The sequence below is a fragment of the Rhodococcoides corynebacterioides genome (assembly GCF_019834675.1).
GTDB lineage: Bacteria > Actinomycetota > Actinomycetes > Mycobacteriales > Mycobacteriaceae > Rhodococcoides > Rhodococcoides corynebacterioides_A.
The window spans coordinates 26,428-38,679 of sequence record NZ_JABUBU010000004.1 but is presented as its reverse complement, the minus strand read 5'-3'; the positions used below and the strand labels follow the sequence as shown (position 1 = coordinate 38,679).

Below are 12,252 nucleotides of genomic sequence, written 5' to 3'. Positions count from 1 at the left end.
GCCCGGTTCCGTCGGGAGCGGAGGCATCACTCTGCTCGATCTCACTCCGCAGCAGATGCGTGCGCGGCTGACGGAGGCGCTCGCGGTGTACGTCGACGCGATGGGCTATCCGCCCGGCACCGACCTGCACCGGGCCCCGATGTGGTCGGAACACATCCTGCGTCCGGGCTGGCGCGCGGTGTGCGCCCTGCGGGACGACTGCGTGGTGGGCATCGCGTACTGCTATCGCGGCGACCACGGTCAGTGGTGGCACCGCCAGGTGCGCGACGGCATGCGCCGGGCCGGGTGGAGTCCGGGCCGTGCGGAATCGGTTCTCGCGGACTACGTCGAGCTCACCGAGCTGCACGTCGCACCGCACGTCCAGGGCGCCGGCGTGGGGAGCCGACTCCTCACCGCGCTGCTGGCCGACCGGAGCGAGCAGCGGGTGCTGCTGTCCACCCCCGAGGTCCACGCCGAGGACAATCGAGCGTGGCGCCTCTACCGACGCGCCGGATTCGTCGACGTGCTCCGTCACTTCCGGTTCGCGGGCGATTCCCGACCGTTCGCCGTCCTCGGGCGCGACCTTCCCCTGGACGTCGGCGAGCCCGACGTCCACCATCCGACCGCGGCGACGCCCGCGGCCACCATTACCGAGGAGCCGACCACGTGATCGACGCCGCCGTCATCGGTTCGGGACACAACGCTCTCGTCTCCGCCGCCTACCTGACCGACGCCGGCTGGTCGGTCCGCGTCCTCGAACGCGACACCGTCGTCGGTGGCGCGGCCTCCACCGTCGAGCGCTTCCCGGGACACAAGGTCGACCGCGGGTCGTCCGCGCACATCATGGTGCGGCAGACCGGGATCATCGAGGAGCTCCGCCTGGCCGATCACGGCCTGCGCTACCTGGACTGCGACCCCTGGGCCTTCGCTCCCCCGCCGCCCGGCACGGACGAGCCGGGCATCGTCTTCTCCGTCGATCTGGACGCCACGTGCGCCTCGATCGAGGCCGCGTGCGGACGTCGGGACGCGGACGCGTACCGACGGTTCGTCGATGTGTGGGGACCGCGCAGCGCCCGGGTCATGCGCTCGTTCGGCGCACCGCCCACCGGGCGCGCGTTCTTCTCCTCGTTCTGGGGCATGGACGCGTCGGACGGGGCCGCGGCCCTGTCGCGCGAGTTCCTCGCGTCCGGCGACGCACTGCTCGACCGCTGGTTCGACAGCGAGCGACTCAAGGCCGCGCTCGCGTGGTTCGGCGCGCAGTCCGGTCCGCCGATGTCCGAACCGGGCACCGCACCGATGGTCGCGTTCAACACGCTGATGCACACCACTCCGCCCGGTCGTGCGGTCGGCGGCAGCGGCGCGCTCTCCGTCGCCCTCGCCACCAAGATCGAGGCCGACGGCGGCACCGTCACCCTCGGCGACGCGGTCACCTCGGTGAGTCGGCGAGGCGAGGGATGGTCGGTCCGCACCGCGAGCGGCGAGGAGGTGCGAGCGCGCACGGTGATCGCCGGATGCCACGTCCTCACGACCCTCGATCTGCTCGACGCGGGCGGATTCGACACCGCGACCACCGACTCGTGGCGTCGTCAGATCGACGTGGGCCCGGGCATCGGCATGGTGGTCCGGGCCTCGACCTCCGCGTTGCCGCAGTACCCGAACACCGACGTCGCGGACTCGTCGCAGGGCCTGCAGTTGCTGGTGCACGACCGCGCCCAGCTGCGCCGCGCGCACGGCGCCGCCTCGGCGGGCGACCTGCCGCCGGCGCCGGTGGTGCTGGCCATGAGCTTCAGCGCGGTGGATCCGTCCATCGCGGCGCCCGGCGAGCACCAGGTGTCGCTGTGGTCGCAGTGGCACCCCTACCGCCTGGCCGACGGACGCTCGTGGCGCGGGGGATCGCCGGAGGTCGCGGAACTCGAAGGCGACCGCATCGTGGCCGAGGTCGACCGCTACGCCCCGGGGTTCGCCGACACGGTCCTGCGTCGGCACACCCAGTCGCCGTGGGACCTCGAGCAGGAACTGGGCTTGATCGGCGGCAACGTCATGCACGTCGAGATGTCGCTGCACCAGATGATGATGTGGCGTCCGATGCCCGCGCTGGCCGGGATGACGGTGCCGGGTGCGCCGTCCTTCTTCCTCACCGGGGCCTCGACCCACCCGGGCGGCGGCGTCTCCGGGGCGTCCGGTCGCAGCGCGGCCCGGCTGGCGCTCGCCGAGCGCGCCGGTTCCCCCGTGCAGCGGCTCGTGTCCCGGCTCGGCGCGATCGTGGGACGGTGACGTGACTCCCGCGACCCGGACCCCCGCCGTCGCGCTGGGGTTCGCCGCGGCGGCCGTGGCGGCGCAGATCGCCTACCCGCTGGCGTCCGGTTCCGTGAAGGACGCGATCACGTTCGCCGTGGTCGCGCTCCTCGCGGCGGCCTGCATCGCGCACGCTGCGCGCTCGCGCGGCGGTGGATGGGCCCTGACGATGGTGTTCGTCACGGCCGGAATCGGACTCACCGCCGAGATCGTCGGGACACGCACGGGCATGCCCTTCGGCTGCTACAGCTACGCGCAGGACCGCATCGGCCCGTCCGTCGCGCACGTCCCGGTCGTGGTCCCGTTCGCCTGGACCGCCGGGCTCTACCCCGTGTGGACGGCCGCGACCGTCATCACCGAACGCGCCCGGGCCGTCACCGCGCCCGCTCGCATCGCGACGCGCATCGGCCTGACGACCGTCGGCGTGGTCGGGTGGGACCTCTACCTCGATCCGCAGATGGTCGCCGACGGCCAGTGGACCTGGTGCAGCGCGTTCGACGGTCTGCCCGGACTGCCCGGTATCCCGTGGACCAACTACGTCGGATGGTTGCTGGTCGCGTTCCTCATGGCCGTGGCCATGGAGATCCTCGGCCGCGCCGTCCCGGAACGGACGGCGGTGTCGAGGTCGATTCCGCTGGGGCTCTTCCTGTGGACCTGGCTGGGATCGGCCCTGGCCCATGCGGTGTTCCTCCCCGACCTCGGGTGGTCCGCCCTGTACGGACTGGTCGCCATGGGTGTCGTCGGCGTCCCCTTCCTGCTGGCGGTACGTCGGCGCAGCGCCGCGCCGACCCCTCTGCGTGTCGATCGACCCGTGCACTGACGAAGGGTCTCCGGCTGGCACCATGACCGCTGTGCTCACGCCCGTCGAATCCCGCACCGCTCGCCCCGCCCGCACCCGCGCGGTGCGTCGCCTCGCCGTCGTGACGCTGATGGCGCTCGTGGCGGTGCTGCTGTCCGGGTGCCTGCGCGCTCAGGTGTCCATGGGCGTGTCGTCCGACGACCGCGTCTCCGGACGCATCGTGGTCGCCGTGGTGCCGTCCGCGGAGGGTGACACGGGCCCCGGTCTCGACGTGCCGAACAGCCTGTCCGGCAAGATCCGCGTGCAGCCCTACTCCGCCGACGGGTACGTCGGCAGCGAGGCGCTCTTCAGCGACCTGACGTTCGGCGACGTCCAGCAGCTCGGCGGCCTGTCCGATCAGGCGGCCGGGTTGTTCCAGCTCTCCCTGGCCCGAGCCGGTGACCTGGTGTCGCTGTCGGGTCAGGTGGACCTGGGCACGGTGCCGGCCGAGGGCAGCGACGTGCAGTTCACCATCGCCTTCCCCGCCCGCGTCACCACCACCAACGGGGCACGCGAGGGCGACAACGTGGTGTCCTGGGCCCTCCCCGCCGGCGAGCGGAGCACGCTGCGCGCCGAGGTGCGGTACTCGGATCCGAACACCCGCAGCTTCGCCGGATGGGCGGGCATCGTCTTCGGCGTGACGGTCGGCGTCGCCGCGATCGTCGGTGGGATGGCCTACGTCGCCCGCAACCCCGTCCGGCGGTCGCGCCGGCCCGAGGACGCCGTCCGGCCGTCACGTCGACCGACCGACGCACGCTGACCGTGTACGACCGCCTCGTGCGGATCGGTTCCCTGGCCGCCGCGGCCACCGCGGTGCTGACGGTGGTCAACGCCCGCACGGCGCCCGTGATCGCCCCGCGACGCGCGGCGGCGGCGGCACGGGAGTGGGATCGGGCGCAGGAGCAGGAGCGGGTCACCGTCTGCATCCCGGCGCGCGACGAAGCGGAGCGCCTCCCCGATCTGCTCGCCGATCTGCTCGCGCAACGCACCGCCGCGTCCCTGACGGTCCTGGTGCTCGACGACGACTCCACCGACGGAACGGCGGACGTCGCCCGATCCACCGCCGCGGGTGATCCCCGGGTCCGCGTGGCCACCCGTCGATCGGACGGGGCGGACGGCGTCGGCAAGTCGATGACCTGCATCGACCTCGGGCAGAGGGCGCTCGAGGAGACCGATCCGACGGTGGTGGTCTTCGTCGACGCCGACGTCCGACTCACCCCGGACGCCCTCGACGCAGCGGTGTCCTGCCTGCGCGCCCTGGACACGACCTTCCTCAGCCCCTGGCCGGGACAGGTCGCGGTGACCGCGGCCGAGCGGCTGGTGCAGCCGCTGCTCTCCTGGTCGTGGTCGGTGAGCCTGTACGTCCGCGGCGCCAATCGAGGGCGACGTCCCTCCATGGGCGTGGCCAACGGTCAGTTCCTCGTCATGGACGCGGCCGCGTACCGGGCCGTCGGGGGGCATCGCGTCACGCGCGGCGCCGTCGCCGACGACCTGACGCTGGTCCGCGAGTTCCGGCGACGGGGGTTCCCGACGGCCGTCGGCTACGGCGGCCGCGTGGCCACCTGCCGCATGTACGACGACGCCGCGCAGGTCTGGGCCGGCCACGGCAAGTGGCTGTGGTCGCAGTTCGGTCGGGGGCCCGTCGCGGTCGGCGTCGGGGCGCTGGTGTCGGCGATCTGGCTGATCCCGCCCACCGGACTGCTCGCGTCGTCGGCGATCACCCGCCGCTGGGCGGCGACGGGCTACGTCGCCGGCGTGGTCTCCCGCGTGGTGTCCCGCCGCGCGGAGGGCAGCCCGGACTCTCTCGCCCGCGACGTCGTCACGTCGAGTTGGCACCCGGCGTCGATCCTGGTGGGGACGGCGCTGGCGGTGTCGAGCGACCGCGGTCGACGCCGCGGCACGCTCACCTGGAAGTCACGCGTTCTCGACACCCGTCGCTGACCCGGTCATCGCGGGCGCCGGGCGCGCGAGGCCGAGGTTGGCGACGACCTCGGAGGTGGCCTTGGCGAAGTTCAGCGTGATGAAGTGCAGACCGGGGGCGCCTTCCGCGATCAGCCGCTCCCCCATCTCGGTGGCGAGGTCGATGCCCACGGCCCGCACGGCGGCCCGGTCCTCCTCGCTGCCGGTGCCCGCCGCGGCGGCGAGCCGCGCCCGCACCGACGCCGGCAGTTCGGAGCCGGAGAGCTCGACGGCACGCTCGATGGAGCGGATCGAGGTGATCGGCATGATCTCGGGGATGATCGGCTTCGCGCCCTGCTCGGGGTCGTACGCGGCGACGCGGTCGCGCAGGCGCAGATAGTCGTCGACGTCCCAGAACATCTGCGTGATCGAGTAGTCGGCTCCGGCGCGCAGTTTGCCGACCAGGAAGCGTGTGTCGTCCTCGAGCGTCGGCGACCGGTGATGACCGCCGGGGAACGACGCCACCCCGACGTGGAAGTCGCCGAGGTCCTTGACCAGCCGGACCAGGTCCTCGGCGTACTCGACGCCCTCGGGGTGCTTCTCCCAGGTGCCCAGGGGATCGCCGGGCGGATCGCCGCGCAGCACCAGGATGTTCGCGATGCCGCGGTCGGCGTACGCACCGACCATCGAGCGCAGTTCGGCGACGCTGTGGCCCACGGCCGTCAGGTGCGCCACCGGCACCAGGGTGGTGGAATCGGCGAGGTCGCCGGTGACCCGGACGGTGCGATCGCGCGTGGACCCGCCCGCGCCGTAGGTCATGGACACGAACGCCGGGTGCATCTGTTCGAACGCGCGCACGGTGCGCCACAGGCGGTCCTCGCCGGCCTGGTCGCGGGGCGGGGAGAACTCGACGGAGAAGGGCACGCGTCCGTGCGTGGCCGCTGCCAGGCGGTCGACGACGGACGGGGTGCGCGAGGCACGTGATCGTTCGGTCACTCGCACAGCATAGAAGCGGTGTACCGGGCGGTGACGGTGACGCGGTGTGACCGGCCCCTCGCCCGCGTCGTCGCGGGGGGGTCGTCTGTCGGCACGGGGGTGTCCGAATCAGCGTTAGAGTGCGGGCAGGCGGCGTCCTTGCCCGCCGGGTCCGCAGCCGTCGAGCGGCGCGGACCTCGACCCGCCCGTCCCTGCGCGTTCCCCGGAGGAAACCCTGTCTGCCGCCTCTCTCCCGACCACCGGCGTCGACCCCGTGCGCCGTGGGGATCCCGCGACCGTCACCGGCGACCGATCGGAGTGGCCCCGCGGGTCCTTCGTCCAAGCCGTCGAGGGCGTGCTCGACTCCTTCGTCGACTCGCGGCGACCGACGGTCGACACCGTCGGCCCCGTGTACGCCGAGGCGGTCGAGGAACTGCGGTCCTTCGTGTTGCGCGGCGGCAAGCGGATCCGCCCGTCCTTCGCCTGGACGGGCTGGCTCGGCGCGGGCGGTGACCCCGGGGGGCCCGACGCGGAGGCCGTGCTGCAGGTCTGCTCGGCCCTCGAGTTCGTGCAGGCCTGCGCCCTGGTGCACGACGACATCATCGACTCCTCGCTGACCCGCCGGGGATTTCCGACGGTGCACGTGACGTTCGCCGAACGCCACCGTCGGTCCGAGTGGATCGGTGACCCCGACGCGTTCGGCGAGGCGGTCGCGATCCTGCTCGGCGATCTGGCCCTGTGCTGGGCGGACGACCTGATCCGCGAGGCCGACCTGCCGATCGAGACGGTCCGGCGGGTGGGGCCGATCTGGTCGGCGATGCGCACCGAGGTGCTCGGTGGGCAGTTGCTCGACATCGCGGTGGAGGCGCGCAGCGACGACTCGCTCGACGCCGCCCTCCGCATCGACCGGTACAAGACCGCCGCGTACACGGTGGAGCGCCCGCTGCTCCTCGGCGGCGCGTTGGCCGACGCCGACCCCGCGCTGCTGGACGTCTACCGCACCTTCGGCGCCGACATCGGCATCGCCTTCCAGCTGCGCGACGATCTGCTGGGGGTCTTCGGCGATCCCGCGGTGACGGGCAAACCGTCCGGCGACGACCTCCGTGAAGGCAAGCGCACGGTGTTGATCGCCGCGGCGCTCGACGTCGCCGACCGCGACGATCCCGCGGCCGCCGAGACCATTCGCGCCGGATTGGGCACCGACCTGACGTCGGCGCAGGTCGACGAGATGCGGGCGCTGCTCTTCCGCCTCGGCGCGGTCGACGAGGTCGAACGCCGCATCACCACCCTGACCGAATGCGCACTCGCCGCGCTGTCCGGCGCCGACGTCACCCCCGACGCCGCGGACCGCCTCGTCGCCATGGCGCACGCCGCCACCAGGAGAACCACATGACGTCCACCCTCGCCACGGTCACGGGACCCACCGATCACGTCGTGGTGGTGGGTGCCGGTCTGTCCGGACTCGCCGCGGCGCTGCACCTGCGCGGATCGGGCCGCGAGGTCACCTTGATCGAACGCGCGGACACCGTCGGCGGTCGCGTGGGATCGGTGGCCGCGCCGGGATACCGCATCGACACCGGCGCCAGCGTGCTGACGATGCCCGAGCTCATCGACGAGGCACTGGCCGCCGTCGGTGCGACCCGCGAGTCGACCACGCCGCCCCTGCGTCTGCACGCGCTGCACCCGGCGTATCACACGCGGTTCGCGGACGGGACCAGCATCGACGTGCACTCGAACGCCGAGCGCATGGTGGCCGAGGTCGAGCGGACCTGCGGGCCGGAGGAAGCGGCGCGCTACCGGCGACTGCGCGGGTGGCTCGCCTCGATGTTCGACGCCGCGTACGACCGGTTCGTCGGCGGCAACTTCGACTCGCCGCTGGACCTGGTCGCGGAGCCCTCGTCGCTCCGCCGGACGCTGACGCTGTTGAAGCTCGGCGGGTTCGCCAAGCTCGGCGGCAAGGTCGACGCGTTCGTCCACGACGACCGGTTGCGCCGCATCTTCACCTTCCAGGCTCTCTACGCCGGGGTCGCGCCGGCGAAGGCCCTGGGCGTCTACTCCGTCATCGCGCACATGGACACCTCGCTCGGGGTCACGTTCCCGGAGGGCGGGATGCGGGTCATCGCCGAGTCGATGGCCGACGCGTTCACCACCGCCGGCGGCACCCTGCGCACCGGGGCGACCGTCCGCAGCATCGAGCAGGGCGGCGGTCGCGCGCGGGCCGTGGTGCTCGACGGCGGAGAGCGGATCGCGTGCGACGCGCTGGTCCTGACCCCCGACCTCCCCGTCGTCGACGCGTTGCTGGGCACCGCGGGCGTGAAGACCCCGCGTCGTCGTATCCGCGCGTCTCCGTCCGCGGTGGTGGTGCACGGCCGCGTGCCGGTGTCGGTCACCGAGACCTGGTCCGCGCAGTCGCACCACGTCATCGACTTCGGGGCCAACTGGGCCGAGACCTTCCGCGAGCTCACGGCGCGGCGCGGGAAGGGGTCGTTGATGAGCGATCCGTCGCTGCTCATCACTCGCACGTCGCTCACCGATCCGGGCCTGCGCGTCACGACGGACGGGGTCGAGTACGAGCCGATCTCCATCCTCGCCCCCTGCCCCAACCTCGACACCGCCCCGATCGACTGGGACACGGTGACCGAGCCGTACGTGCGCGAGTTGCTGCTCGAGATGGAACGACGGGGGTACGACGGCATCGCGGAGGCGCTGACGATCGATCACGTCGACACGCCGACCACGTGGGCCGAGCAGGGCATGATCGCCGGCACCCCGTTCTCGGCGTCCCACGTGTTCCGTCAGACGGGTCCGTTCCGTCGGCGGAACCTGGTGCCGGGGATCGAGAACGTCGTGCTGGCCGGGTGCGGCACCACCCCCGGGGTCGGGGTGCCGACCGTGCTGATCTCCGGACGGCTCGCGGCGCAGCGCATCGACGCCCTCGCCGGTCGGTCGCGCGTCTGACGCGTCCGGCGGCGGCGCACCGCGGCGGTCCGTGCGTGAACCGGTCCGCGATGCCTCTAAACTCTCTGTCGGACCGCACGCGGTCGGTCACACGTCGGGTTCGAGGCAATCGGGGAGGAACATGTCCACGCCCTCCCTCGGTCGGCTCGACGCGGGGACGGACCCGTCCGGTGTCCGCGGATTCCTGTCCGGCGCGGCGGGCCGCGCGACCCTCGTCGGTTTCGCCGGCGCCGCGCTGATCACCTTCGGCGGCTTCGGATCGGGTGCGGTTCGACGCCGCGATCCGCTGCTCGAGGAGATGCATCTGTCGTGGCTGCGGTTCGGACACGGCCTGGTGCTGTCCACCGCCATGGTGTGGATCGGCGTCCTGCTCATGATCGCCGCCTGGGTCCGCCTGGGCCGCGAGAGTCTCGCCCACCGCACCACGGTCGCGCGCCTGCGCTGGGTGGTGCCGGTGTGGATCGCGCCGCTGCTGCTCGCCGTCCCCATGTTCAGCCGGGACGCCTATTCCTATCTCGCGCAGGGCGCGCTGCTGCGTGACGGTTTCGATCCGTACGCCGTGGGTCCCGTCGCCAACCCCGGCATCCTGCTCGACAACGTCTCGAACGTCTGGACCACCACCACCGCCCCGTACGGCCCGCTGTTCCTGTTGCTCGGTGAGGGCATCACCTCACTGACCGGGGACAACGTCATCGCCGGCACCATGCTGCTCCGGCTGACGATGCTGCCGGGCCTCGCGCTGACCATGTGGGCCGTGCCGCGCATCGCCCGGCACTTCGGGGCCGATCCGGCGGTCGCGCTGTGGCTCGCGGTGCTGAACCCGCTGGTGCTGGTGCATCTCATCGGCGGTGTGCACAACGAGATGCTCATGGTCGGGCTCATGACCGCGGGCATCGCCGCCGTTCTCGATCACCGACACGTCCTCGGGATGGGTCTGGTGGCCGTGGCCGTGGCGATCAAGGCCACGGCGGGCATCGCGTTGCCGTTCATGGTGTGGATGTGGATGCAGCACGAGCGCACGCGCCTGCGCGCGGAGAACGACGCTCGTCGCGAGCGCGGCGAACCCACCCGCCAGGTGCGCACGCTGCAGCTCTTCGTCAAGGCGGCGGGCATCGGGTTCGTCGTGTTCGCGGCCGTGTTCGTGGTCTCGTCCGCCGTCGCCGGCGTCGGCATCGGGTGGCTGACGGCGCTGAGCGGATCGGCCAAGATCATCAACTGGCTGTCCCTGCCGACCATCCTGGCTCACTTCGTGACCGTCGGGACGGGCTGGTTCACCGGCGCCCGTCTCGGACCGGTGCTCGAGGTGACGCGCCTGCTCTGCGCGATCGCGCTGGTCGTGGTGCTCGTGACGGCCTGGTGGCGGTCCCGGCATTCCGAGCGCAGCTCGCTCCTCGGCATCCTGGTCTCGCTGGTGGCCATCGTCATCCTCTCCCCCGCGGCGCTGCCCTGGTACTACTCCTGGCCGCTCGCCGTCGCCGCCGGACTGACCATGTCCATCACCACGCTCACGGTGCTGGTCGGACTGTCCGCCTGGCTCATGCTGGTCTTCCAGCCCGACGGCTCCATCGGGCTGTACACGTTCCCGCACGTGGTGCTGGCCATCGTCGCCGCGGTCGTCGCCGCTCTGTCGCTGCGGCAGGTCGATCCCCTGCGACTGCGCTCGGTCACCCATCCGGACCCGGAGCCGCCGTTCGTCGGGGCGGACGCGGTGGAGCCGGCGCACCTGCCGGCGGACACGTCCGAGGCCGCCGTCGCGGCAGCGAACCCCGAGCACACCGTCGCGGCAGCGAACCCGGAGACGACTGCTGCGGAGTCCCCCGAACCGTCGGTGGACCGGTCCACCCGAGAGGTCAGCACGTGACGGATCTGCTCCGCGAGGGCTACGCCCTCTCCCGGGACGTCGCCCGCGAGCACGGCAAGACGTACTTCCTCGCGACGCGGTTGTTGCCGCCGGAGCGCCGTCCGGCGGTGCACGCGCTCTACGCCTACGCCCGCATGGTGGACGACATCATCGACGTGGACATGATCGCAGAGGCCGACGACGCCGCGGCCGTGGCGCACGACGAGGCGTTGCTCGATCGCATCGACGGGCGGTTCCGCGCCGGCCTGGTCGACGGGCCCGCGGCGGTGACGCCGCCCGCGGGCGAGGCCGTCACCGATCACGACCGGGTCCTCGCGGCGGCGGTGGACACCGCGCGTCGCTACGCCATTCCGGCGGAGTACTTCACGGCGTTCATGACGTCGATGCGGATGGACGTGCCGTCGTCGAGCATCTACACCGACCGCTACGCCACCCTCGACGATCTCCGGGTCTACATGTGGGGGTCGGCGGCGGTGATCGGTCTGCAGATGCTGCCGATCCTCGGCACCGTCGTCCCGGTCGAGGAGGCCTCCCCCGCGGCGGCCGCGCTCGGCGAGGCGTTCCAGCTGACCAACTTCGTCCGCGACGCGGGTGAGGATCTGGCCCGCGGTCGGATCTATCTGCCCGGGGACGTGCTGGCCGCGTACGGCGTGGACGAGGACCTGCTGCACTGGTGCCGTCGGACCGATCGGGTGGATCCGCGCGTCGCCCGCGCGCTGGCGGACGTCATCGCGACGTGCCGCGCGCTGTACCGCACCGCGGAGCCGGGCATCGATCTGCTCTCGCCGCGCGCCCGGCCGGGCATTCGGGTGGCGTTCGCGCTGTACCGGGACATCCTGGGCGCCGTCGAACAGGACGGCTATCGCTCGCTGTCCCGCCGCTCCGTCGTCGGGAATCGCCGACGCTCCGGGGTGGCCGCGCGCGCCGCCGGCCGCGGCCTGGCGGGGCGCATCCTGCCGACGGCGTCCTGACGTCGCCCTCGAACCCGGCGGCCCCCGGAATCAGGGGCCGTAGGAACCGGTGCCCTCGAGAACCGGGGCCTCTAGAACCCCATGGCCTGGGCGCGGCGGACGATCTCCCGGGCGTGGTCGCCATGCAGGACGTCCACCGGACGGCCGGGCAGGCTGGGGTCGTCCTCGAAGAGCCACCGCAGGATCGCGGTGTGATCGAACCCGCCGTCGAGGAGAACGGACACGGTGCCCGCCAGATGCTTGAGCGGCTGCCCGTGGTCGTCGAGGAACGCGGCCGGCACGGCCGGGACACGGTCGCGGCGGACGGCGATCAGCTTGTTCTCCCGGAGCATCTGGTGCACCCGGGTGACCGCGACGCCCATCGACCTCGACACGTCGGGAAGGGGCACGACCTTCTCGTCGGCGGGAATCACGTCGTCGCAGTAGGGAATGGCACTCACGGCTGACCACGGTAGTCACGGCGGTCGCCGGGGTCC

At 72.5% G+C, this 12,252-nt stretch carries 11 protein-coding genes; 9 read left to right on the top strand and 2 right to left on the bottom strand.

Features of this window, described 5'->3' with window-relative positions; genetic code table 11:
- Positions 1-55 precede the first annotated feature (55 nt).
- The 5 genes from HQ603_RS08040 to HQ603_RS08020 are packed head-to-tail and all read left to right on the top strand — an operon-like array spanning position 56 to position 5,053.
- Complete coding sequence (locus HQ603_RS08040; RefSeq protein ID WP_222684139.1) at positions 56-649, top strand: GNAT family N-acetyltransferase; 594 nt, start codon at positions 56-58, stop codon at positions 647-649.
- A complete protein-coding gene (locus tag HQ603_RS08035; protein WP_222684029.1) occupies positions 646-2,253 on the top strand; it encodes a phytoene desaturase family protein in 1,608 nt (535 codons plus the stop codon). The genes HQ603_RS08040 and HQ603_RS08035 overlap by 4 nt, the downstream gene beginning before the upstream one ends.
- A 1-nt stretch (position 2,254) precedes the next feature.
- Positions 2,255-3,094 (top strand): carotenoid biosynthesis protein, encoded by an 840-nt coding sequence (locus HQ603_RS08030; RefSeq protein ID WP_308126409.1) that lies wholly within the window; start codon positions 2,255-2,257, stop codon positions 3,092-3,094.
- Positions 3,095-3,116: 22 nt separating this feature from the next.
- Positions 3,117-3,872, top strand: coding sequence for an LppM family (lipo)protein (locus HQ603_RS08025; RefSeq protein WP_442981439.1), 756 nt, complete (start codon positions 3,117-3,119; stop codon positions 3,870-3,872).
- 2 nt (positions 3,873-3,874) lie between these two features.
- Complete coding sequence (locus HQ603_RS08020) at positions 3,875-5,053, top strand: glycosyltransferase (RefSeq protein WP_222684028.1); 1,179 nt, start codon at positions 3,875-3,877, stop codon at positions 5,051-5,053.
- On the opposite strand, the gene HQ603_RS08015 is transcribed toward HQ603_RS08020, so the two are convergent.
- A complete protein-coding gene (locus HQ603_RS08015; RefSeq protein WP_222684027.1) occupies positions 5,027-6,007 on the bottom strand; it encodes a methylenetetrahydrofolate reductase in 981 nt (326 codons plus the stop codon). The genes HQ603_RS08020 and HQ603_RS08015 overlap by 27 nt on opposite strands.
- Before the next feature lie 253 nt (positions 6,008-6,260).
- Here HQ603_RS08015 and HQ603_RS08010 point away from each other — a divergent pair, with 253 nt between their 5' ends.
- The 4 genes from HQ603_RS08010 (at position 6,261) to HQ603_RS07995 (ending at position 11,776) form a co-directional block, all read left to right on the top strand.
- Complete coding sequence (locus tag HQ603_RS08010) at positions 6,261-7,379, top strand: polyprenyl synthetase family protein (protein WP_222684026.1); 1,119 nt, start codon at positions 6,261-6,263, stop codon at positions 7,377-7,379.
- The gene (crtI, locus tag HQ603_RS08005) at positions 7,376-8,944 is read left to right on the top strand and encodes a phytoene desaturase family protein (RefSeq protein WP_222684025.1); all 1,569 of its coding nucleotides are present in this window, start codon (positions 7,376-7,378) and stop codon (positions 8,942-8,944) included. Before HQ603_RS08010 ends, crtI begins: the two co-directional genes overlap by 4 nt.
- Positions 8,945-9,065: 121 nt before the next feature.
- Positions 9,066-10,805: an alpha-(1->6)-mannopyranosyltransferase A gene (locus HQ603_RS08000; protein ID WP_222684024.1), complete on the top strand. Its 1,740-nt coding sequence runs from the start codon at positions 9,066-9,068 to the stop codon at positions 10,803-10,805.
- Entirely contained in the window at positions 10,802-11,776 is a 975-nt protein-coding gene (locus HQ603_RS07995; RefSeq protein ID WP_222684023.1) for a phytoene/squalene synthase family protein, read from the top strand. Before HQ603_RS08000 ends, HQ603_RS07995 begins: the two co-directional genes overlap by 4 nt.
- A 71-nt stretch (positions 11,777-11,847) precedes the next feature.
- Here HQ603_RS07995 and HQ603_RS07990 read toward each other — a convergent pair whose 3' ends face one another.
- Entirely contained in the window at positions 11,848-12,216 is a 369-nt protein-coding gene (locus tag HQ603_RS07990; RefSeq protein WP_222684022.1) for an Rv2175c family DNA-binding protein, read from the bottom strand.
- Positions 12,217-12,252 lie beyond the last annotated feature (36 nt).